Here is a 22,143-nt window from a genome sequence, read left to right as displayed (position 1 = left end):
CGGGGACAGACGCACCGCTTTGATGGTCCACAGCGGTGTGGGGGACGGAAACGGTCAGACGTCTTCCGCCCGTGCACGCAGCTCCGCCAGGCCCACGGGCCCCGCGGTGTCGCCCAGCGCTCGTCCCGTCAGCTCCGTGAGGGCCTGGCACGGTGACAGTCCCCGATCGGAGGCGGAGCGCAGGCGGTCCAGCCACGTGAGCGCGGTCCGGTACCTCTCGTCGTCGTCGAGATCGAGGGGCTCGAAGCTCGCCGCAGGCTCGGTCTCAGAGGCCCAGAGATATCCGAGCACCCCGCGGTCGTCGGTCACCGGCACGTACCGGACCTCGCCCGGCACCGAGCGCCGGTATCCAATGTGCCCGAATCCGGGGGCGTGGGTGAAGACGTCGTACCGCCGGGCAACTTCGTACCGGTCCCAGGAGTCGGACGGAGTTCCGTCCTGGTCGGCATGGGGAACGACGCCCGTCTCCGTCGGCGTGCCGAAGTAGGTGGGGTCCTCGGGGTCCAGGTCGGATCCCAGCACTTCGGTGAGCTCCGCGAGCACGGACGCCAAGCGAGGCGCGTTCGCCTCGTAGACGGCGGACTGGGAACGGCCTCGGAGGTCGTACGGCATCCAGGCATCGGAGTATGTGACCAGATCCACTGTGGCGAAGCTGGGGTCCACGAAGGCGGTCAGGTCGAACACTCCTTCCGTCCGGATCTCCTCCGCACCGGTGGACAGCGAGCCGGTCACGGTGCACCGGGCATCCACCGATCCGATGCGACCGGGGCGCATGGCAGACCTGATCGCGCCGGCCAGTTCCTCGGCGGATCCGGTAGCGGTGAGTTCGCTCCGGAACAGCATGCCGGCCGGTGTGCCGGCCTCGGGGATGGAGAGACGGAAGGTCGGCTCGCCGAGTGCGAGCCGGTGGGAGGCCAGCACGGACCGAGCCGCCATCAGGTCTCCGAGGCACCGGACCAGCGGGTCCACATCCTCGATGAAGTCGCCCCACGTCCATCGGGCGACCGGCGTACTGGCGATCACGGTGCCACCTCCGGCATGAACTTACCGTCCCGGGGGACGAATATGACTCCGTCCGGCGTGCGGATGACGAACTGCACACCCTTGGTGTCGTACTTCTCCTGAAGACGGGCGAGTTGCGTCTCCATCTCGCCCCTCGGGATCATGCGCTGGACCGACTTCCCCGCGATGGGCGACGACTCCGGTCCTGTCATGTCCTTGAACTGCCAGCCGTGAACCCTGCCAGCCGCGTCCCTGGCCATCACATTGAGATCGGTCTTTTCGCCCGTGAAGACACCGGGCCTGATCTCGTTCCCGCCCTGCTTGACCTCGAAGGAGACATCGGTGACACCACTGTCATGCAGTCGGTTACCCAGACGCATCGCCTCGAGGCTGCCCGGGATCTCAGAGGGCCGGACGAGGTTGGACACCACGGTCTTGAAGCCATCGGCGTCCGTGAAGCGGCCCGAGGCGATGGTGTCGGCCATCTCCCTGCCGAAGGGGGACTCCGACAAGGTCTTCAGGACCGGTTCGATGTCCGGATGCTTGACCTTGACGGCGCGTATCTGGTCCCGAACCTGCTGTTCCAGTTCGCTGCCCCGGGGGAGCGGGCCGGTTCCGTTCGCGAGCCGCTCCCAAGCGGCAGGACCGTTCGGTCCGTCAGGACCAGCGAGCCCACCGGTGCCCGGACCGTCGCCGAGGCCGCCGCCCGAAAGGGTGTCACCATGGCCACCGCCTGTGGGCGGAGGCTCGTGGTTACCGTCGCCGTGGCCGCCGCCCGGGCCGTCCGTGTGGCCCGCCGTGGACGGGGCTCCGGGTGGCCTCCCGTACCCGGGGAGTGGTGGTCCGCGCTGTTGCGCGGCATGCCGTCCGGGTTGTGGCCGCCCGGGGTGTGGTCGCCCGCGCGGACCGTGGGGGTGTTGTCGAGGCCGTGGGCGCCGTTGTCCACCGTGCGGACCGGGTCGGAGATGTCGCTGCCGACGCGGACGACGTCGTCGCTGCGGCCGCCGACTCCCGCCAGGACCGGGGTCTCCCGGCGGACCGGGACCTCCGTCCTGGGGTCTTCGCGCCGGTGTCGATCTTCGGGGACAGCTCAGGCGTGGCTTCGCCGACCTTCTGGTAGAGGCTGCCGTCTTCCTTGTAGAGATTGCCCGCCGCGTTGGCGTACTTCGCGGGGCCGTCGAAGGGCCACTTGACCGTGCCCGGGGGCAGGGAGGCAGTGCCCTCGGGGAGCTTGATGATGTCGTCGGAGACCTTCATGGCCCCCTCGGGCGTCGGGGTGCCCTTGGGAAGCTGAATCGTTCCGTCAGGCAGTTCCACGGCGCCGGATCGGCGCGCCGGCCCTGGGGCATGGTCGGCGCCCGCCCCACGGGCCGGAGCGCCGCCCGCCCGCCACGGTCATACGGCGGCCGCTTCTATGCTGGCCCCGGCCCGGAGACCAGTGCGGCGAACCCGCCGCTGCAGTAGTGCGCGGGCCACCGGTCGATTGTGCCTCGTGAGCGACCGCCCGCCAGGGGACTCACCAGTGGGCGCTGTCGTCCCAGGGCTCGAAGCCCGCGAACTCGACAGGGTCATCGTCCTCGTCCAGGGCGGCGAACCCACGGGTGACGAGCGTGCCGCGCTGCCAGTCGAGGAGGATGTCGATCAGGCCGCCGTCGAGTGGCGGTCCCTGGTCCACGTGGCGGGGCCAGACGATCAGCGGCCAGGTGTCGGGATCCCCGCCCTCGGTGAGCCAGCCGAAGTAGTCGCCGTCGATGGAGTTGGCGAAGGGGAGGAAGCCGCCGGGCTCGGGCCAAATAGCCAGCGGGTACCAGCGCGGGTGGCCGTCCTTGAGCTGCCGGTAGGCGTCCACGGTGTCCTCGACATGCGTGAGGAAACGCCGCTCGCCGGTCCGCAGCGGGGTGTGGAAACGCAGCCACCCGCTCCAGATGCCGGCGCCATACCCGTCCATGAGCCGCACGTATTCCCCGGGCAGCCGGGTACCCAGCTCGGCGAACAGCGCCTCCCAGGAGCCGTCGCCGAGGTACGGCCGCTCGGGCGGCGGCGACAGCACCCGTAGCCCGTCAAGCCCGGTTCCGGTCTCCAGCGCGATACGACGCTCCGCGCCGGTGAGCCGGGGCGGGACCGGCGCGGGCGGAATCCACGCCTCGGCCTCGGGAAGAAAGGCGGTCCGCGCGAAGGTGCCCGGCAGCGGGCCCAGCAGCGGGCCGGGAGGAGAAGGGAGCTCCCAGGCGTCACGGACGGTGTGCCGCAGATAGTCGGTGAGCGTCAGGTCGTACCCGTGCCACCGCAGCAGGCCACTGCCCGGCACCGCGCCACAGTGCTGCACCACCACGGTCCACTGGTCGGGGTCGGCGGAGGCCGAGGTGTCCCAGAACAGGACGTCGCTGTCCCGCGTGCAGCCCCAGGCCAACAGTCCGCCGGGCTCAGGGTGGAACACCGGCCGCTCGGCTTCGGGTAGCCCCCGCGCCCCGATCCGGGCCTCCCGGTGAGTCGCATGCAGCCACTGGCCGTAGTCGAAGCGCTCGCGCTGTACGCACGGCACGTGGATCCACACGTACTCACCGAAGTCCAGCGGCCCGTACCGGTCGGCAAGCCGCTTGTAGTCAGCCGGCAGTCGCAGCCCGAGCCAGTCCTCGACGGCCGCCCAGTCGACGGGTACAGAGACAGGCGAGCGCCTGGCAGAAGGAGTGGCAAATGTGCCTATGTCCGATGTCAACTGACGTCCTTCCAACGTGCGCCATGTACTCGGCCGAGTCTGCTGTCTCCGCGAACCAGGAGGAAATCGAGCGGCAGCAGGCACGCTGCGCGGCTCCACCGGCGCGCCTGGATCCACGCCGCGGCAGGCACACACTCATGCCGCCCGTCCGGTAGGCGCGTCGAAGGCGACAGGCTTCCTCGATTTCGGCAACAGATGAGCGGCGGTGAGGGCAGCCGTACCACCGCGTCGCTGCCCGGATCCGTGAGCAGTTCGGCCTCGATGAGTTCCATCGGGTGGTCCAACAGCAGGTGCCAAACCTCATCCAGCCGTAATCGTCACGGTTCGTCACCCCTGGAAGATCTGCCAGGTTGTCCCGGAAGCCTCATCGCGGGTCGCGAGGTGGCCCAATGGCAGGGCCGGCAGGCTGTACAACAACGGATCGCGCTCCAGCAGGTGGGCTGCGTGAAGCAGCCGCGGGCGCCCGAACCAGCGTGGTTCGGCACCCGAGAACGCCTGCCAGTCTCCGTCCTCATCAAAATGCACCCGCATGACCGGCTGCCCACGGAACACCCGCTTGGACACGAACACGTGATCATCCGGGGAGAGATGCTGCACCGGGCCACAGCCTTCGTGCGCGCCGCTGTCCGTCTTCCCTCCCTGGTCGAAGGGCCCCATCTCAGCACACCCCTGAACATGGGTGCATCGGCGCTGCTCAAGGAGGCGGCTCCGCTAGATCCGTCGGACAGACCCTAACGCGGTTCCCAGATCCTCACAGAGAACCACCGCTCCTGATCGAACTCCTCATACCCTCGCCAAGGAGAAGCCAGCGAACAGAGCGAGTTCCACGAGAACATCACCTTCCAACGGACCAGCTCCTGGGGCCCCGAATCCTCCCCAGCAAAAGAGAAGCAATGCTCGAGCGTGACAACGTGATGCTGGAGTGCGTTCCGTACCGCTCGTGCCGTTCGACGCTCATCGGTCCCACGGTCAGCCTGCTCCGTGCGGGCCCGTAGAAAGGCACCCAATCGCTCTACATCGCCGGGAGTGATCTCCGCACCGCAGGTCAAGACTCCCTCACCCGCTTGATCACCACTCGGTGAACGCTTCACGATCTCTCCCATACTGAACGGGCTTATCGAGGACGACATCGTCTGTCTCAGCACCCCTCTGCCAGTGCCCGGTGGGGTGCGAGGAGGTTGAAGGGCGCAGGGGGCCACTCCAGGCAGGGGCCGGCGGCCTCCCCGCGGTACTGGCCGCCGCAGGAGCAGAAGCCGCCCTCGTAGGCGTAGCAGTACCGGAAGTGTCTCCCGTGCGGGTGGCCGGGAATCGTCTCCACGGGCTACATCCCTTCCAGTAGTTCGTCCTCACGGCGTCGAACAGGGGATGAGCGGTCGCCCTCCCGGGCGCCTGCGCCGCCGACGGGGCGCGGCAGCCACGGGGAGGCGGGGGCGGCCCCGGCCGTACCGCGTCCCATAGGTGGGGACCGGGGCCTATCCCGCGCACTCCATACCGGTACGGGCCGCGATGGAGCCTAGTCCGTAACGTAATTGCAGTTCAGCAGGTTTTCGGTCGCCTGTACGATCCCGGGCGTGATCGTTGCTTCTTCCCTCGACCCCACCTCGCAGGCCTGGGCCTTCGGCGAGATCGTCGGCTACCTGCTCCCCGCCGCCATAGGCATCGGCATGCTGTGGCGGCTGACCCGCGCCTGGCGCGCGCAGTCCACCCCGCCCGGCAGCGATCCGGCACAAGCGGCGCGGGGGAAGAGGAAGCGGACTTGGTTCATCGCGGGCGTGAGCGTGTTCATCGCCGCCGTCGCCGGCGGGAAGGCCTTCGCCGAGTACAACCCCGAACCCCGGGCCTTCGAGACGGTCGCCGCGGACGGGACCGCAGAGTACCCCGTCATCATTCTCCCGGAGCTCTTCGACCGCTTCCGCCTGCTGAAGGGCGAGGACGCCACGCGCGCCGAAACCGAGGCCCTGGCCGGCCGGCAACTGCCGCACAGCCTGCGGACCGGCTACTACGACCAGGACGCCGACGGCGCCTACGACCTCTTCGTCCTGGTCACCAGCGCAGACTGGGACCCCAAGGTCGCCGAGTCCAAGGCCACCAAGTCCATCTCCCAGGAGTTCCGCAACGTCTTCGCCGCAGCCAAGGCCCGCGACGTGACCCGCTTCGCCCCCGGCCGACACGGGGGCGGCCTCGGCTGCGGCCACGTCACCGGATCCGACGGCGACCAGACCCTGTGCGCGTGGAGCGACGCCGCCAACCTCGTTCTTGTACGCCACGTCTACGAAACCGACCTCGCCGCCGCCGCACGCACCACCCTCGCACTGCGCGACGCAGCCAGCAGCTGAAGCCTGGAGCGGTCAGTCAGACCCTCCACTACCCCAGGTTTTAGCGCTTGCTAGCCTCCGAGCATTCGCTACGACGCTCGGAGGCACCTTGAGCACGGCCCTCGTCCTGCTGACAGTCGGACTCACTCTCTTCACCGCGGGCAGCTGGGTCGCGCTCAACATCCGCGGCGCCGCCGCCTCGCTGGAGCGCAGGGCGGCGGCCAACGCCGAGCTCGCCATGCACGCCCGGGGAGATCTGGGTCCGGCCAGGCGAGTAGCCTCCGCCGGCTTCTACCGGTTCCTGGGCACAGTGATTGCCCTGTGTGGGACCGTCCTCACCCTGGGCGGCCTCCTCGAATCCCTCTGACGGGGGCCGAGCCGAGTCCGCCAGGAGGCAGGGTGGATGCCGCCGACCGGGGCGGTACCGGCGACGTGTGACGGCAGCCGGGCCTGCCCGCAGCCGACAGCGCCACAGGGGGCCGGGAGCAGGCCGCCCGAAGGGCGGCTCCACAGCAGTCTCCATTGCACCCCTCGCCTGCGTGCGGCCGGGCGTTGCCGCGCGGGGCGAGGGGTGAGCCCCACCCGGACAGAGTGCTCTCCCCCGGCCGACCGGGGCGACCCTCTCCGAATGGCCGAGGCCCCCGCGGCCGTCTGCGCAGCGTCGCCGGGCGGCCGGTCAGCCCGCCAGTGCGTCGATGTCCTCGCACCCGGTGTTGGCGGTCGTCTCGGGCGAATTGGCGATCGCCGCCTGCCAGTGTTCCCTCTCCCCCATCAGGCCCCGGTCGGCCGGCTCGGCGTACCAGGCCCACGCCTCACTGCCCGCGGCCCGCGCTGGCCGGCCGGGCAATCGCCCGGCGGCCAGGGCGCCGAAATAGGCGGCACGGCGGTCGATGCCCTCGTGGCCATCGGCCGGGTGTGCGGGGTCGCTTTCGGGCAGGCTGTGGGCGGCGACCCGCGGGAGCGCAGCCACTGCTGGACGTCGAGCCGTGGTTCGGCTGCGGGGCCTTAGGGCAGCGGCAGCTTCCTACTGGGCACGGTGGGGTTTGTGCGTGGTCGAACTGCTGGAGAGCCAGCAGACGGACCAGCCTGGTGCAGGGCCCGTTCCGCACTGCCGCCCGACCCTCGCCGACCGATGGAGCCTGGTGGGCTGGGGTGCTCAGCCAAGCCAGAACCTGTCCAGGACGGAGAGGCGCCGCAGTTGCCGGTTGACGAAGTAGATGATGGACAGGCGGCCCGCGGACGCGATCGGGACGTCTTCGCCCCTCACGTGAGTCCTTCGCGCGGACACGAGCACCGGTGAGGAGTTGCGGGACGAGCCGCGGCGGGTGTTCGGCGCCCTGGGCGGTGGCGAAGTCCCACAGGAATGCGGGTGCCGGGATCGGCAAGGCCGATGCCCACCCGAGCTCGCCGATTGGGTAGCGTGTGCGAATTGGGGGCTGTCGCGTCGGGCACCCTCGGAGAACGGGGCACTTCATGGGACTGGCCGAGGAGATATCCGCCGTGCGCAGCGGATCGGGGCATGCGGGCCGCTTGCTGGGGGAATTTCGTCGCACCGCACTGCTCGTGCCGCTGTCGGAAGGTGATGGCGGTGGTTTGATGTCGGGGGGGCTGGGCGGTGTGCGCTGGATTTACGCGTTCACGGACGAGGAGGCGCTGGCTCGTTTCGCGGTGGCGCGTGGTGCTGGTGCGCGTGAGTGGGAGTACCTCTCGATCCTGGGTGCCCGTCTCGTTGACGCTGTGATTCCCACGGTTGACGGTCCGACCGGCGTGGCGGTCGATGTTGCGGATGAGGACGGTTCGATGCTGTTCCCGCCTGTCGTGGGCATCGTTCCGGACGCGTATGCCGTGGATGCCGAGCCCGACCGTGCGGATGTCGCCTGATGGCGGGCGATGCGGATCTTGAGGTTTCGCCGACTGCGGTCAAGAACATCCAGGACGGTCTGCGCAAGGCCATTGCCGAGTTGCGCGAGTCCGGGGATGCGGCCGGTGCCTCTATGGGCGCCGGTTTCAGCGATCTGTCGATGACCGGGATGGAGGCCGGACACGCGGGCCTGGCCACCGACTTCGAAGACTTCTGCGAGCGCTGGGAGTGGGGCGTGCGCAGCCTCGTGCAGAACGCCAGTGCTCTCGCCGGCAACCTCGGCATCGCCGCGGGCACGGTGTGGGAGGAAGACCAATACATCGAGGGTGCTTTCAAGGTCGTCGCGAATGCCGCGTATGGGAATCCGCATGCGAGTGAGGGCGAGATCGAGAGGAAGAGCTGGGACGACATCTGGCGTGCGGATGTCTACAGGCCGGACTACAGCGATGAGTCCTTCGACAAGAGCGACGCGGACATCAAGCAGACCTGGTCGGACACGGGCGAAACACTGACCTCCAGCGGGAGGATCGGCTCGCTGAAGGATCTGCTGGACCAGGCCGACGGGGGCGGCAACTGATGGGCTGGAGGGATTTCGTACCGGACTCGGCGGAGGACTGGGTCGAGGATCGGGCCGGGGATGCCGGGGACCTGCTCGAGTGGGGCGGCGACAAGGTCGCCGGCGCGGCCGACAAAGTGGGCTTGGACGAGGCGGGCGACTGGATCCGCGACAAGAGCCGGTCGGCTGCCAACCAGCTCGGCGCTGAGGTCTCGGAGCTGGAACTGGGACAAACCGAGGATCCGAACAAGCTGATCTACGGCAGCGTGTCGAAGATCCGTGCTCAGGTCTCGCACCTGAACGACTTCAAGTCCTCCTTCACGACCGTCGGAAACGGGCTGAAGGGCCTGGAGGGCGACGGGCTGAAGGGCGCTTCGGCGGACGCGTTGCGGAAGGCGATAGCCAAAGAACCTCCACGCTGGTTCAGGGCGGCCGAGGCCTTCGGCAAGGCGGCCGACGCCATGGGCCGCTTCGCGGATACCGTCGAGTGGGCACAGAGCCAGGCCAAGGAGGCCCTGGAGGAGTACAACGCCGCAAAGAAGGTCTCGCGGGACGCACGCACCGCTTACGACAAGTCGATCGCCGAATACAAGGCTGCGGTCGACGCGAAGAAGGACACACTACCGCCGCGGCCGGCCGACGACTTCGCCGATCCTGCCGATCCCCTTTTCCAGGCGGCAGAGGACAGACTGCAGACTGCGCGCGCCCAGCGCAATGAGGTCGCAGAGACGGTCCGTACGGCGGTCTGCTCGGCCCGCGACGCGGCCCCACCCAAGCCCTCGTACTCCGAGCAGCTCGACGACGGCATGGACTACCTGGATCTCGCGGAAACCCACCTGGCCGGCGGCGTCCTCAAGGGGACGGCGGGTCTCGCCAACTTCGTCCGCGCGGTCACGCCCTTCGACCCGTACAACCTGACCCACCCCGCCGAATACCGGACCAACCTCAATTCGACGGCCGCCGGCCTGATCGTGGCGGTCAACGACCCCGTGGGCGCGGGTAAGAAGATGCTCGACGACTTCATGAGGGACCCCAGCGAAGGCGCGGGCAAGTTCCTTCTGGAACTCGCAGGTACTAAGGGCTTCGGTGCCGGGAAGCGGGCTTCATCCGTCGCCGGACTCGCCGACGACGTACCAAAGGGTCCCGCACGCCAAGGCTTGGACAGCGACGGCCCGGACGTGCACAAGACACCGGACGGGGACAAGTGCAAGGGCGACACCGACCCGGTGGACCTCGCCACCGGAAGGATGTATCTGCCGCAGACCGACCTGGTCCTCCCCGGCACCCTCCCCATGACGTTCACACGCCGTGCTGAGTCCGGATACACGGCCGGCCGCTGGTTCGGCCCGTCCTGGGCCTCCACCGTCGACCAGCACCTGGAGATCGATGCCGAGGGCGTCGTGTTGGTCAGCGATGATGGGCTTCTCGTCGCCTACCCGCATCCGGCACCCGGTCTCCCGGTCCTTCCAGCAACCGGGCCGCGCCATCCGCTGGAACGCACACCGGACGGCGACTGGACCCTGACCGATCCGGCGACCGGCCGAATACGCCGGTTCTCGCCGGCGGCGGGCTGGGACGGCGAGGGGGACGGTCTGGCGGCGATCGCTCAGCTGGAGGACCGCAACGGCAACATCATTACCTTCGAGTACGACCACGCCGGCACCCCGCTGGGGATGGCCCACTCCGGTGGCTACCACCTGCGCTTCGAAAGCGCCGGGGGCCGCATCACCGCTCTCCGGCTGACCGGCGGTCCGCGCGTTCTCGCGTATGGCTACACCGACGGGAACCTGACGGAGGTCACCAACTCCTCCGGTCGGCCCCTGCGGCTGGTGTACGACGACCGCGGCCGGATCACGTCCTGGACCGACACCAACGGCAGCTGCTACGAATACACCTACGACGACCAGGACCGCTGCATCGCGGAAGGCGGCTCCGAGGGACACCTCGCCCTCACGCTCTCGTACGACGAGCGCGACCCGGCGACGGGCCAGCGCGTCACGGCGGTCACCACCGCCGACGGGCACACCCGCCGCTACCTGATCGACGAGCGGTGCCGGGTCGTCGCCGAGATCGACCCTCTCGGCGCTGTCACCCGCTACCAGTACGACAGCGCCGGACGCGTGATCAGCCGTACCGACGCGCTGGGCTCCACCTCGCTCCAGGAATACGACGAGGCGGGAAGGATCACCCGCTCAATCCGGCCCGACGGCCGCACAGCGGGCACCGAGTACGACGAACTGGGCCTGCCCGCAAGGGTGACCAACGCGGACGGCACGGTCATCCGCCAGACCTTCGATGAGCGCGGCAACCGCAGGTCGCTCACCACTTCGGCAGGTGCCGTCACCACCTTCGCCTATGACGATCGCGGTCACGTCGTTACGGTGACCAACCCCCTGGGCGCCGTCACCCGCTTCACCACCGACGCGGCTGGCCTGCCGGTCACGATCACGGACCCTCTCGGCGCCACCTCACGGTTCGAGCGGGACGCCTTCGGTCGCCCCGTGCGCGTGACCGACCCGCTCGGCGGGGTGACGACCTTGGAGTGGACCCCGGAGGGACGTCCTGCCCGCCGGGTGGACCCGGACGGCGCCGAGTCGGCGTGGACGTACGACGGCGAGGGAAACTGCACCGCCTACACCGACCCGGCAGGCGGGGTGACCCGCTTCGAGTACACCCACTTCGACCTCCTCGCCGCTCGGACCGGGCCTGACGGCGTACGCCACGAGTACACCTATGACGCATTGTTGCGACTCAAGGGCGTACGCAACCCCCAGGGCCAGGTCTGGGAGTACGCGTACGACGCGGCGGGGCGGCTGATCTCGGAGACCGACTTCGACGGCCTGACGCTGACCTACTCCTACGACCCGACCGGGCGTCTGCGCTCACGTGTGAACGGGCTGGGCGAGGAGATCGCTTACGAGCGGGACGTGCTCGGCCGGATTGTCCGCAAGACCTCCCCCGCCGGTATCGCGACGTTCGAGTTCGATGTCTTCGACCTGCTTGCAGCGGCGGTCTCCTCCGACGGCACCAAGCTGTTCCGCATCCGCGACCGGCACGGTCGGCTCGTCGAGGAGCAGGTCGACGGCCGTACCGTCCGCTACACGTACGACGAGCTGAGCCGACTGGCCAGCCTGACAACCCCCACGGGGGCGCTGACCCGCTGGACCTATGACGAGGGCGGCCACTGCAGGGAGATCACCGCCTCGGGCCGGACGCTGAGCTTCGAGCGTGATGCAGCCGGACGTGAACTGACTCGGCGTATCGGCGACAGCACAGCGCTGCACCAGACCTTCGACGCGGTGGGCCGACTCACCAGCCGGCACATCACCGGATCGGACCAGCGGATCCTGCTTCGCCGCGGCTACAGCTACCGTGCCGACGGCAACCTACTCGCCATCGACGACGAGGCCACGGGGCAGCGGACCTTCACCCTGGACTCGGCCTCCCGAGTCACCGCCGTGGACGCCGCCTCTTGGTCGGAGCGCTACGCCTACGACGAGGCGGGCAACCAGACCTCGGCCGCCTGGCCCGAGCAGCTGGGTTCGGATGCCGTCGGCGAACGCGCCTACACCGGGACGCGGATCACCCGCGCGGGCCGTGTCCGCTACGAGCATGACGCCCAAGGCCGCGTGATCCTGCGGCAGAAGACGCGGCTCTCCCGGAAGCCGGACACCTGGCGCTACACGTGGGACGCGGATGACCGGCTCACGGAGGTGACCACCCCCGACGGGACGCGTTGGCGCTACCGCTACGACGCTCTGGGCCGCCGTAGCGCGAAACAGCGGCTCGCGTCGATCGATGCTGCATGTGAAGGATCGCCGCAGCCGGATGGGATCAGCCCGGTCACGGAAGAGACGCTCTTCACGTGGGACGGCCCGACCCTCATCGAGCAGACGACGCGCTCTGCCGACAACCCGCACGAGGTCACGCTCAGCTGGACACACTCCGGCCTGCAACCGCTCACCCAGGTGGAGTCCATCCGCCAGGCGTGGCCGGCCTCACAGGAGGAGATCGACAGCCGGTTCTTCGCCATCGTCACCGACCTGGTCGGCGCACCTACTGAGCTGATCGACGAGCAGGGAGAGGTCGCCTGGCACACCCGTTCCACGATCTGGGGCACGACGAGCTGGAACCGGGACGCCTCCGCCTACACCCCACTGCGCTTCCCGGGCCAATATCACGACCCCGAGACCGGCCTCCACCACAACTACTTCCGCACTTACGACCCCGAGACGGCCCGCTACTTGACGGGCGACCCGCTTGGGCTCGCGCCGTCCCCGAACCCGGTCGCCTACGTCACCAACCCGCTCGTGTGGGCGGACCCACTGGGTCTCAGCGCTTGCCCGGAGAAGGGGAAAGAGCAGAAGGCTCTTCCCCCGGCCAGGCGTGAACCGCCGCACCTGGAGGGGTCGCCGATCCTCGCGCGATTCGCCAAACCTGGGGAGGAATTCAACATGGTGATCTCGCAAGGCCAGACCCGCCCCGGAGGGTTCGGCACTTTCGACGACGTCCCCAACCAGCAGTATGTTCGAGATCAGCTAGCCGTCCGCACCGACTGGAAGGAGGATGTCTCGCTCCTGCAGCGCTACCGCATTTCGGACGGTGATCCGATCCTCGTGCAGGAGAGCATCATTGGACCCCAGATGGACCCGAAGCTAGGCCATCTACCCGGGGGCGGAACTCAAATAGAGATCATGGAATTCGGAGACCGAGCCCGGCTGATCCCAGTCGGCCCACCCACGGAGATCCCCAAGTGACAGAAGAAAACCCCGGCGTCGTGCTCACCTGGGCCCAGGGCGACACCACAATCCGGTGGAGCGGCCCCGCCGGGAACGTCGAGAAGTCGTACGAGCTTCCGCCCCAGGACGTCATGGTGTGGCGGGAGTACGATGAGACGCTGGTGCTGGTGGTGGAAGCCATCAACAGCGCACCGTTCACCCCGTCGGACAACGCGGTGGTCTACCGAGCCGACGGCTCGGAACTGTTCAGGCTGCAGCCCCCACACGACCTACTGAGGGACCCGAACGACGTCCACGGCTTCTACACCGCTTTCCCACAGGACGGCCGACCGCTCGTGATCATGGTCACGCGCAACGCAGGTGACTTCCAGGGCCGCATCGACGTGGAGACCGGCGAGATCGTAGACACCAACGCCTGGCGCTGAGTACCTGATCCATACCCTTGCGTCCCCCGAGCCGGTGCCGGTCCCCACCCGAGTGCTGCCTGTCCGAGGACCGGAGTCGTCGCCGGCATCTGGACGTGGTCGTGCGCAGGGGCAGCGGACGCGGCAGGCAAAGCGGCGCCTGGGCGCGGGCTCACCAGGTCACGAACGGTGTGTGATGTCGGCCGGGGTGTAGAGGCAGTGTGAGGTGTCCGGGCCGCTGCCGATGGGCTTCGGTTCGCCCTTGGTGACGCCTTCGAAGCGCTGGCAGATGCTGATGGGGTGGCCGCTGCTTGTTCTTGCGCAGGGCGTAGTTGGTGTGCGAGTTCATGCCCATCGGGCCCGGGCGGTACAGGGCCGAAGCAGGACCGGGCCCGTCCACCGCGCCTGTCAGGAACACGGACCGGCAGGCCCGGGAACACCGCGCTAGAGCCCCCGCTACCGACAGCCAGGCCCGCGTTGACCTGATCAGGCGAGCCCGAGAGGCGCGGGGCTAGCCTCGGCAGGGTTGGGGCGCCAGGCTGTCGAGCAGCACGTCCAACATCTCGTCCATGCAGCCAACAACGCCCGCCCACGCACCGGAGTCACCCCGGCCGGCAACAGAGTGCCGGCGCTCGCAGGGGCGTCGCCCGCGCAAGGATGCGTGGGCGACGGCGGGTCGGCTGCGGCCGGCCCGCGCCCATCCGGCGTTTCGGCGGTGAGCTGCGTGAGCCGTGGCGTTTGGTACAGGGAGCCGACGGGGTCGGCGCGGGGGTCGGCGTCGATGTGGCGGACGGTGTGGACGATCGCGTATACGCGATCGTCCACAGTCTGAGGCCGTGCCCCGTGCGTCAGCGCTTCTCACCATGTCACAAAAATCCCAGAGGAGACCGACAGCGGAAACGGAATTTCGATCGGCCGAACAGGCCCCGACTCGGCTTGTGCGAGCTGCGCTGGCAGTCGGTCACCGGAAATAGGCCTTCCGTAGCCACGGTGATCCTCACGCGCCGGTGTCGTGCGAGCGGATACGCGACGCTTCAACGGCGAGCCCACCAATCCCGAGGCCGGACCTCACCCCCCGAGCGGCCGGGGGGCGAGGCCGTGCACCGGTGTCAGTCGAGCAGCGCCACACACTCCCGGAGCAGGGGTTCCAAGCGCAGCAGGTGATTCTGCTCCCGACCAAGGACCTGGAGGGCGTCGAGGCAGGTGACGACCCAGCGGGCCTCGTCCTCGTCCTCGATCCGGAAGGCTACGGCGGCCACCGCGCTCTCCAGGTCGAACAGGGTCTCTTTGAACTCTTCATCGAGGGCCCGGTAGCCGGTCGCGAGCACAGGGTCCGCGAACACCCCGGTCGCCTCGACGAAGGACCTGGCGGCGACCCGGTCCCGACGCAGGCCGGCCAGGCTGTGCAGGGCCGCGTCCGGGTCGCTGAGTTCGCCGTGGAGACGGTGCGCCCTATCGACCAGGACCGGCCAGCCTCCGGTGAGCTCGTGGAGTCGGTCCAGGCGGTCCTCCGTGTGGAACTCTTCGACGCGCTGGGCCCAGCCGCGCAGGCTGCCGCGGTCGTGCCGGCGCAAAACGACGGGAGCGGCCGAGGTGGGTTCGGTGCCCGTCAGCAGGGGGCGCCACAGTCCGAGCTGGTTGGGGTCGGTCACGACAACCACGGCGCGTGTCACGCCGGATGTGGTGGGCAGCATTGTCTCGGCCTGGTCGACCGCCTGCCGAGGAGCCTCGGGGCGGGCGTCCGGGTAGCGGGCGAAGTCGCTGATGACGACCCGCCGCTCCCGGGGGCGGCCGCCCGTCAGCTCCTGCCTGTAGGCACTGGGCTTGCCGACGGGCGGCAGGGTCCAGTCGGGGATACGCCCGGCGAACGTACGGAGGGTGTCGCCAACGTCCCTGACACCGGTCGCGGTGGTGCCGAGGACCACTCTCGTCTGGTTCGACCTCCCGCCCAGGAGGTAGTCCAGCTGGGTGATGGTGAGCGGCCCCGACCGGCCGTCGGGCAGGTCCGGACGGCTCTCCTGGACGATACTTTCCTGGAGCTGGCAGTCCTGAGCAGCCCTGAGTAGGCGGGCCTCCACCTCGTGGGAGGTGCCGATCATGCGCAGGGCGTTCGGGCCGCGCAGGTGCCAGCCCTGGCCGTCGTGGTTGGGCGCGAGGACGCCGAGGCCCACCATTTCGGAGAGGTAGGCGCGGAAACCCTCGGTGTCGAGCTGATCGAAGCCCTTGGGCCAGAACGTCTCACACTCATCGCGCAGCTCGGCATCGCTCAGCCGTACCTCCAGGCCCCTCTGGCGGGCGTGGTAGGCCAGGACGTTGGCGATCACGTCGTAGCGGTGGTCGAGGCTCAGGGTGTCCTTGAAGGCGGCCGAGATGCTGTCCCGCAGCCCGGTGTCTGACTCCACGACCTCGATGTCGCCGATCTCCACCGCGTACGGGGGTCCTTCGGTCCCGCGTCGCATCCGCTTGCGGTGCATAAGCTCCACCAGCCGGTGGCCGAACATCTGGAGCAGGAACGGCTGGTAGGAGCAGTAGCCGAGCACGCGGTTGACGAGGTCCATGTCCTGGAACTCGAAGCCGAGCGCCCGCATCGGGTCGACGAGCAGTTCGGCGGCGGATTGGGGCGCGAGCGGGCCGATCACCTTCGGGGTCTGTGCGAGATGGCTGAACGGCCCGTTGCTGGCGAGCTTCGTGAAGCGCTGCACGGAGTGCAGGCCGGCGAAAACGACCTTGGCGCGGTCCTTGGTGTCGGTTCCGAGGCCCTTGAGCTTCTTGGTCTGGTCGAAGCGGGGGGCGTCGGCTTCGAAGAACTGGTCGCACTCGTCGAGCAGGATCAGCAGACGGCGACGGGAGTCCCCGTCGAGCCAGGCGCCGATGCCGGCGCGCACCCGTTCGGAGATGTCCTTGACGGACTTGCGGCCCTGCTGCCCGACCAGGACCTCGGCCTTCCTGAGCTCCCGGTCGAGGACACTCCACAGCGCTTCAAGCCCCAGGGAGCTGCCCTTGCCGATGTTCTCCTGGTCCACGTTCACGTACACCGCCAGCTGGTAGCCGGGGCGCTGCCCTTCGAACCGCTCCCCCGCATCGCTGAGGAGGGCGGACTTGCCGAGCCCGCGGCCGCCGAAGATGACCTGCGTGCCAAGCGGGTCCAGAACGCTCTTGCGTTCGGCGTCGCGGCCGTAGAACATCTCGCCGCCGATGCGGCCGCATTTCTCCCTGATGTAGGGGTTGACGCCGGAGAACGGCAGCAGGGTCTGCGTGGCGGTGCTGACCTGGCGGTTGCCGCGCGCCGCGAGGTAGGCCAGGGCGGCGTCGTCCACGACCAGCATCGGCTGCAGCCGGCTGGAGCCGGCGGCGAGTTCGATGCGCGCCCCGCGGCTCAGCGTGCCGAAGTAGGCGACGAGGAGGCTCGTACCGCTCGTGTCGCTTTCGGCCAGGCTCATGACGACCTTGGCGGGCGGGCGGCCCCAGACCAGCAGCACGCGGAGGGTGCCCCCCTGTTCGCGGATCTGCGAGCCGAACGCGGGCGCCTTCGCCCTGCCGTTGATCTCGACCTCCGTCGCTTCGAACAGACGGTACTCACGCCGGCGGTGAGACCTCTCGTCCAGCGGCTTGGCACTCTTGGCGTCGTAGCCGAGGAGCTTCAGGGCCGGGAGCAGCTGCCTCCGGGCGGATACCTCCAGCCGGTCCTTCGGCTCGGTGACGCCCAGCGCCCGCCACTCCTGAAGGGCATCTGCCGCCAAGGCCGCCTCGTCGGTGGAGAGAGCGCTGTAGTCCAGGACGGAAATCTCCGGGTGCATACCGCCGGACCGGACGAGGTCGACGAGAGCCTGGTCGATGCCCTTAGGTAGACCGTCGGGCACGGTCGGGAAGAAGTCGGTCAGGTGGGACTCGCCAGCGTCGATCTCCGGGACTTCCTCGCCGATCTCCAGGAAGTAGACGAGGTCCGCTGCCGTGGCCAGGCCCCCGGTGTCCAGGTGCCTGAGGACCTGTGCGCGCAGCTCCTCGCCGGGGCCCAGGGCGTCGAGGCGAGCGCGGATCCGGTCGGCGGCCTGCTTCCGAAATTCGGGAAGGGAGTCCCGTACGGTGTCGAGGGCGCGCCGTACGTCCACGAGGTCGTACGTGTCGGAGTCGTCGAGCCGCCGGACGGCGTCGGCGAGGAGCTCCTGCAGTCTCAGGTCCTGGTCATCGGTGACGGCGCCGTCGGCCTGGGCGCGGTGTAGTTCGGCGACCGGTCCCGGTGCCTTTCACGCAGCTCCGCGCGTCGGGAGGCCGCCCGGGCATCGATCTCGGCCACCGCGGGCAGGGGGAGCGCCCCGGGCTGCGGCCCGGGCAGCAGCCCCCGTCCCGCCAGTTCGACGAGCGTCCGCGCTGCGACGAACGCGTCGTGGTCCAGCCGCTCGGCAAGGGCGTCCTGCCAGCTCCGTTCGACCGCCGTGAGCAGCAAGGCGAGCGACGGGCGTTCGTCAACGCGGTCGCACACTTTGAGCAGTACCACGTCCAGGACGAGTTCCGGGTCCACCGGGCTTTCGGCAGGTGCGGCCGCTGTCTCGTCGCGGTTGTGACGGTCAGCGCGGGCACGGCGATGCCGGCAGCTGCCGACACCGATCTGCCGGAGTACCTCACGAAGATGCGAGCTCCGCAGATGTGGAAGGTCGCGGACGGCACCGGCATCACAGTGGCCGTCATCGACAGTGGAGTCAAGGACCTCCCGGAGCTGGAAGGGAGAGTCCTTCCCGGCGTCTCGTTCATGGAGCCGCCGGTCAGCCGCCCGGAGGAGAAGTACCCGGTCCACGATGATTTCGAGGGGCACGGGACCAGCATGATCGCGGCGATCGTCGGCGACGGCTCGGGGGGCGGCCCGCACGGTCTCGCTCCCGGCGCCAAGGTGATGCCCATCCGCACCAGTATCGGCTCGCCCATGGCTTTCGGCGCGATCGGTGAAGCCGGCAAGGGAGTTCGGTACGCGGCCGACAACGGCGCCAAGATCATCAACCTGTCCATCGGCGGGTGGTGGTCGCTGGACAGGATCGGACCGGCTATCGAGTACGCCCAGAGCAAGGGCGTACTGGTCTTCGTCGGCATGGGAAACGACGGCAGCAAGATGAGCAACCCCATCGCCGCCCTGCCGGGAGCCTTCGGCGTGGGAGCCGTCGACATCGACGGCGAGCCCCTGCCTTCGTCCTCCGACGGACCGGCAACAGACTTCGCCGCCTTCGGTGGCAAAGTCCCGATCCGCTGCAAGAAGAACACCGCCTGGTGCATGCAGGACGGAGGGACCTCGTACGCCACAAGTATCGCCTCCGCCTCCGCCGCGCTCGTCTGGTCGGCCCACCCCGACTGGACCGCGAACCAGGTGACCCGCGTCCTCCTCCAGACCGTCGGCACCCCCCCATTCCGGCGACAAGCGCAATGACTGGGTCGGCAACGGAGCCATCCGCCCCAGCAAGGTGATCCTCGACCGCCAGGGAGACCCAGGGGCACCCGACATCGACCCCCTAGCCAGCCCCACCCCCCAGCCCCACCCCCCGAGCGCCGACCCGGCAGCTGTGGTGCCACCCCAAGCGGAAGCCGCGGCCACCGAAGCCAGCCTCTCCTGGAAGTGGCCGGCGCTCGGCGCCGCCCTGGCCGTGACACTCGGCCTCGGCATCACGGTGACCCTCAAACGCCGTCGCCGCTGACCTCTCCGGGCCCGCCACCCAGTCGGCGACGTACGCACTGCTCGATCGCGAAAGCTGTTAAGAGGACGACCTTGAGAATAAAGATCATCACGGCGCTCGGTGCCCTGTGCCTGCTGGCCACCGGATGCGGCGGCGGTACCGGCACCGCCGCGAAGCAGGAACCGATAGGTCCGCTACTGCCGCAGAAACTGACCAAGCCGGAGATGGGGAGCCTCGAACCGACGGCCTCGCCGGCCGCCGACGCCACCTTCGCCGAGAACGTGATCTACGAACTGCAGCGCAAGACCCTCACGATGGCCAACGCCCCCGGCACAATGAGCGGCGAGTGCCCGAAGGACATGGAGTCCAAGCCCGGCACGACGGTCACCTGCACCATCACCTACGAAGGCGTACAGGTCGCCTGGAACGTGACCATCGGCGAGAAGGGCTGGTCCCAGAACGTCGTGGAGTACACGGCCTTCCCCCGCCAGGGCCTGGTGACCCGCGACGGCGTCGCACGCCTCATGTTCGGCAACAACTCCACCCTCGACCACGCCCTGTGCAACGACATCCCCAAGGCCGTGCTCGTCCCCTTCGGCAAAACCGACTACAAGTGCGAGAAGGTCTCACAGGGCAAGGAACCAATCGGCTACAACGAAACCGTTCACATCACCACCACCGGCCTCATGGTCCACTGACCACACGGCGCGGCCCACGCGCAGGGAGCCAGCTCAGCGGAGCTCGCCCACGTCATCGACCTCCTACGCCCCGACAACCACCGGCTGCTCGGCTGACGGCTCACGGCTCACGGCTCACGGTCATCCACCTTTGCGCGCAGCCGTACGGGCCGTCGCCTGGTGAGGCGACGGCCCGAACGGTTCCGTCACGCAGGACCCCGGGATCGTGCAGGGCCTGCGCAGGAAGGGGGTTAGCGGCGGCGGCCCCAGGTCTCGGTGTCGACGGTGCGGCCGCGGTCGTCGCGCAGGGTGGCGGTGTCGGAGCGGTTGTCCCAGACGTAGTCGCGGCGGTCCTGGAAGAGGTCGGTACGGGTGTCACGGCCGTTCCCGGTGTGGATACGGATCGTCGCGCGGCCGGCGACGCGGACGTTGTCGAAGCGGTAGCGGTTGCCGTCGTTGTCACGCAGGGTCCAGCCCCGCAGGTTGATGGCGTCGCGGGTGGTGTTGGTGATCTCCACCCACTCGGCGTTCAGGGAGCGGTTGGAGCGGTTGTCGCGTCCAGGGCTGTCGGCCTGGACCCGGCTGATCTCCACCCGCGGGTGCCGCTGCTCGTGACGATCCCCGTCGTGCGCAGCCGCCGGCAGCGCCGCAGCGGAGACGATCGCACCGGCCGCCAGGACGGTGGCGGCGATACGGCGTACGGAGGAAGAAGCAGAAGACATGCGTGGCGCCCCTCAAGAACAGCACCCCACCAGCCGAAACAGGGTGGTGAAGGCCTTTGCGGATTCGGCCCGGATGAGCCGAGGGCCACACTCTCGACCTTTCCGGACTAAGACTTTGGTGCCTGTGGAGCTGCTGGGAGGATCATGTTTCATGACTTCCGCCACCTGGAGTACTCACTGCATCGAGCTCAAGCCCCACAGTGTGATCAAGAGGTTTAGACGTGGGAGCCGCGAGGAGTGCGAACGGGAGTGGCGAGCGCTGACCCTGCTCTCCGCGTATGCACCGGGCTTGGCTCCTGCTCCGCAGAGTGCAGACCTTGCGGCCGAGGAGCCGGTCGTGGTGATGTCACGGCTCCCAGGTAAACCGCTTCGCGGTCAGGTGCTCAGCGAGCAGCAGCTCAAGGCGTTGGCAGCGGCAACAAGCGAGATATATGCGGCGGTGCCGGCAGAGGCACTGGCGAAGGTCCCGGACCGGCCCGGCCAGCAGCATGAACTCATTGCCAAGATCCGAGCTTGGACACCACGGGCTCGCCCCCGCGTCAGCACTGAGGTGGGGAAAGCCATGGATTGCGGCCTGGACTGGTTGGCTCGCTCAGGCTTCGACCAAGTCGCTTCGCCGGACGTCCCACGGGTCTTTGGGCCAGGTGACGGGAACCTCGCCAACTATCTGTGGGACGGCTTTCGCGTGCGGATCGTTGATTTCGAGGAGTCCGGTGTCAGCGACCGGCCTTTCGAACTGGCAGAGATCACGGAACACGTAGCCAGCTGGGTTGAGCAGCCGCTAGATGTCGAGACGTTTCTGGATCAGTTCGATCTGAGCGCCGCGGAACGAGCGCGACTGCTGGCGTGTCGTCGGCTACTGGCCCTCGTGTGGTTGTTCCTCCTGTCGTTCGACGACCCTCAGCGTCCGCGCAACCCGCCTGGGACGGCTGAGCGGCAAGCCGTCCGGCTGTCCAGGCTTCTCGATCGGGATCTGCGGGCTGTCCAGGGCTGATCAGATTGGCCCCGCGTGGCGCGGGGCCAATCGGTTGCTGCGGTGATGCAGGTGATCAGCCTTGTGGTCCGGGCTCTCCTGCATCCGGTTGAGGCGGTGCTGCGTCGTTGGTGAAGACGGGCATGCCGAAGGTCGACCAGTTGGGGCCGGCCGTCGATGGGGATGTCCTTGAGGCACTTGAGCTTGGCCATCGCGGCGTCGAAGCTGACCTGGAGTCCCTCAACCTCGCCGAGCCAGCCGTTGGCGCGGGCATCGCTGATGCGTTCGCGAAGATTTTGGATGATCTCGATGAGGCGGGGCTTCTGCCGGGGGTCCATCTGGAGGACCGGGCAGCGGATGCAGGCTTCTCTGAACTTGCGCTCGTGTCCGCGTACTCATTGAGGTGCTCAGCAAGGTACGGATGAACGGACTCTGTCGCTGATCTTGTGATCGGCTGGTGGTCAGGTTCTGAGGAGGATCCGGGTTCGCAGGAGGTCGAGTTTGGCTCGGCCGTATCCGGC

The 22,143-nt window shown here is 68.6% G+C and carries 20 protein-coding genes; 11 read left to right on the top strand and 9 right to left on the bottom strand.

Annotation, left to right across the window (positions count from 1 at the left end):
- Positions 1-54: 54 nt before the first annotated feature.
- From IG86_RS44860 to IG86_RS43335, 5 genes are all read right to left on the bottom strand, one after another.
- Complete coding sequence (locus IG86_RS44860; protein ID WP_030902306.1) at positions 55-1,023, bottom strand: hypothetical protein; 969 nt, start codon at positions 1,021-1,023, stop codon at positions 55-57.
- On the bottom strand, positions 1,020-1,487 hold the full coding sequence (locus IG86_RS0134985; RefSeq protein WP_157854970.1) for a hypothetical protein: 468 nt from the start codon (positions 1,485-1,487) through the stop codon (positions 1,020-1,022). Before IG86_RS0134985 ends, IG86_RS44860 begins: the two co-directional genes overlap by 4 nt.
- 1,031 nt (positions 1,488-2,518) lie before the next feature.
- Positions 2,519-3,718 carry an SMI1/KNR4 family protein gene (locus tag IG86_RS0134970; protein WP_030902302.1) on the bottom strand — a complete coding sequence of 400 codons (1,200 nt, stop codon included), beginning with the start codon at positions 3,716-3,718 and terminating at the stop codon, positions 2,519-2,521.
- A 327-nt stretch (positions 3,719-4,045) separates the two neighbouring features.
- On the bottom strand, positions 4,046-4,375 hold the full coding sequence (locus IG86_RS0134965; protein WP_030902300.1) for a hypothetical protein: 330 nt from the start codon (positions 4,373-4,375) through the stop codon (positions 4,046-4,048).
- A 481-nt stretch (positions 4,376-4,856) separates the two neighbouring features.
- Positions 4,857-5,036, bottom strand: coding sequence for a hypothetical protein (locus tag IG86_RS43335; RefSeq protein WP_157854969.1), 180 nt, complete (start codon positions 5,034-5,036; stop codon positions 4,857-4,859).
- A 253-nt stretch (positions 5,037-5,289) separates the two neighbouring features.
- On the opposite strand from IG86_RS43335, the gene IG86_RS0134955 reads away from it, so the two are divergent.
- A complete protein-coding gene (locus IG86_RS0134955) occupies positions 5,290-6,054 on the top strand; it encodes a hypothetical protein (RefSeq protein ID WP_030902298.1) in 765 nt (254 codons plus the stop codon).
- A gap of 88 nt (positions 6,055-6,142) precedes the next feature.
- Complete coding sequence (locus tag IG86_RS0134950) at positions 6,143-6,400, top strand: hypothetical protein (protein WP_030902296.1); 258 nt, start codon at positions 6,143-6,145, stop codon at positions 6,398-6,400.
- Between the two features lie 309 nt (positions 6,401-6,709).
- On the opposite strand, the gene IG86_RS0134945 is transcribed toward IG86_RS0134950, so the two are convergent.
- On the bottom strand, positions 6,710-7,003 hold the full coding sequence (locus IG86_RS0134945) for a hypothetical protein (protein ID WP_030902295.1): 294 nt from the start codon (positions 7,001-7,003) through the stop codon (positions 6,710-6,712).
- A gap of 503 nt (positions 7,004-7,506) precedes the next feature.
- On the opposite strand from IG86_RS0134945, the gene IG86_RS0134935 reads away from it, so the two are divergent.
- Genes IG86_RS0134935 through IG86_RS0134920 form a run of 4 tightly spaced genes read left to right on the top strand, consistent with a single transcriptional unit; the run spans position 7,507 to position 13,614 of the window.
- Positions 7,507-7,914, top strand: coding sequence for a hypothetical protein (locus tag IG86_RS0134935; protein ID WP_030902294.1), 408 nt, complete (start codon positions 7,507-7,509; stop codon positions 7,912-7,914).
- Positions 7,914-8,471 carry a hypothetical protein gene (locus IG86_RS0134930; protein WP_030902293.1) on the top strand — a complete coding sequence of 186 codons (558 nt, stop codon included), beginning with the start codon at positions 7,914-7,916 and terminating at the stop codon, positions 8,469-8,471. The genes IG86_RS0134935 and IG86_RS0134930 overlap by 1 nt, the downstream gene beginning before the upstream one ends.
- The gene (locus tag IG86_RS0134925) at positions 8,471-13,207 is read left to right on the top strand and encodes a putative T7SS-secreted protein (RefSeq protein WP_051785581.1); all 4,737 of its coding nucleotides are present in this window, start codon (positions 8,471-8,473) and stop codon (positions 13,205-13,207) included. The genes IG86_RS0134930 and IG86_RS0134925 overlap by 1 nt, the downstream gene beginning before the upstream one ends.
- Positions 13,204-13,614, top strand: coding sequence for a hypothetical protein (locus IG86_RS0134920; RefSeq protein ID WP_157854968.1), 411 nt, complete (start codon positions 13,204-13,206; stop codon positions 13,612-13,614). The genes IG86_RS0134925 and IG86_RS0134920 overlap by 4 nt, the downstream gene beginning before the upstream one ends.
- A gap of 1,088 nt (positions 13,615-14,702) precedes the next feature.
- Here the strand turns inward: IG86_RS0134920 and IG86_RS39410 are convergent.
- Positions 14,703-17,702 carry an nSTAND1 domain-containing NTPase gene (locus IG86_RS39410; RefSeq protein ID WP_244306239.1) on the bottom strand — a complete coding sequence of 1,000 codons (3,000 nt, stop codon included), beginning with the start codon at positions 17,700-17,702 and terminating at the stop codon, positions 14,703-14,705.
- A 62-nt stretch (positions 17,703-17,764) separates the two neighbouring features.
- A complete protein-coding gene (locus IG86_RS44855) occupies positions 17,765-18,112 on the bottom strand; it encodes a hypothetical protein (protein ID WP_037943564.1) in 348 nt (115 codons plus the stop codon).
- A 39-nt stretch (positions 18,113-18,151) separates the two neighbouring features.
- On the opposite strand from IG86_RS44855, the gene IG86_RS40670 reads away from it, so the two are divergent.
- The 3 genes from IG86_RS40670 (at position 18,152) to IG86_RS0134905 (ending at position 19,948) form a co-directional block, all read left to right on the top strand.
- On the top strand, positions 18,152-19,006 hold the full coding sequence (locus IG86_RS40670; protein ID WP_244306237.1) for a S8 family serine peptidase: 855 nt from the start codon (positions 18,152-18,154) through the stop codon (positions 19,004-19,006).
- A 133-nt stretch (positions 19,007-19,139) separates the two neighbouring features.
- Positions 19,140-19,271: a hypothetical protein gene (locus IG86_RS45215; RefSeq protein WP_276329205.1), complete on the top strand. Its 132-nt coding sequence runs from the start codon at positions 19,140-19,142 to the stop codon at positions 19,269-19,271.
- Positions 19,272-19,342: 71 nt separating this feature from the next.
- Positions 19,343-19,948: a hypothetical protein gene (locus IG86_RS0134905; protein WP_030902287.1), complete on the top strand. Its 606-nt coding sequence runs from the start codon at positions 19,343-19,345 to the stop codon at positions 19,946-19,948.
- 230 nt (positions 19,949-20,178) lie between these two features.
- Here the strand turns inward: IG86_RS0134905 and IG86_RS0134900 are convergent, their stop codons facing one another.
- Positions 20,179-20,649 (bottom strand): lamin tail domain-containing protein, encoded by a 471-nt coding sequence (locus IG86_RS0134900; protein WP_030902280.1) that lies wholly within the window; start codon positions 20,647-20,649, stop codon positions 20,179-20,181.
- A 151-nt stretch (positions 20,650-20,800) separates the two neighbouring features.
- Here IG86_RS0134900 and IG86_RS44850 point away from each other — a divergent pair, with 151 nt between their 5' ends.
- Positions 20,801-21,643: a phosphotransferase family protein gene (locus IG86_RS44850; RefSeq protein ID WP_030902278.1), complete on the top strand. Its 843-nt coding sequence runs from the start codon at positions 20,801-20,803 to the stop codon at positions 21,641-21,643.
- Between the two features lie 122 nt (positions 21,644-21,765).
- Positions 21,766-22,047 (top strand): hypothetical protein, encoded by a 282-nt coding sequence (locus IG86_RS0134890; protein ID WP_030902277.1) that lies wholly within the window; start codon positions 21,766-21,768, stop codon positions 22,045-22,047.
- Positions 22,048-22,143 lie beyond the last annotated feature (96 nt).

Source organism: Streptomyces virginiae (assembly GCF_000720455.1).
Classification (GTDB): domain Bacteria; phylum Actinomycetota; class Actinomycetes; order Streptomycetales; family Streptomycetaceae; genus Streptomyces; species Streptomyces virginiae.
This window is presented reverse-complemented; position numbering and strand designations above follow the sequence as displayed.

Excerpts from the sequence above, each read along its gene's own strand:
- IG86_RS0134985 (WP_157854970.1), bottom strand. The coding sequence starts at position 1,487 with ATGGCCGACACCATCGCCTCGGGCCGCTTCACGGACGCCGATGGCTTC.
- IG86_RS44850 (WP_030902278.1), top strand. The coding sequence starts at position 20,801 with ATGACTTCCGCCACCTGGAGTACTCACTGCATCGAGCTCAAGCCCCAC.
- IG86_RS0134890 (WP_030902277.1), top strand. The coding sequence starts at position 21,766 with ATGCCGAAGGTCGACCAGTTGGGGCCGGCCGTCGATGGGGATGTCCTT.
- IG86_RS0134930 (WP_030902293.1), top strand. The coding sequence starts at position 7,914 with ATGGCGGGCGATGCGGATCTTGAGGTTTCGCCGACTGCGGTCAAGAAC.
- IG86_RS0134935 (WP_030902294.1), top strand. The coding sequence starts at position 7,507 with ATGGGACTGGCCGAGGAGATATCCGCCGTGCGCAGCGGATCGGGGCAT.
- IG86_RS0134925 (WP_051785581.1), top strand. The coding sequence starts at position 8,471 with ATGGGCTGGAGGGATTTCGTACCGGACTCGGCGGAGGACTGGGTCGAG.
- IG86_RS0134900 (WP_030902280.1), bottom strand. The coding sequence starts at position 20,649 with ATGTCTTCTGCTTCTTCCTCCGTACGCCGTATCGCCGCCACCGTCCTG.
- IG86_RS0134965 (WP_030902300.1), bottom strand. The coding sequence starts at position 4,375 with ATGGGGCCCTTCGACCAGGGAGGGAAGACGGACAGCGGCGCGCACGAA.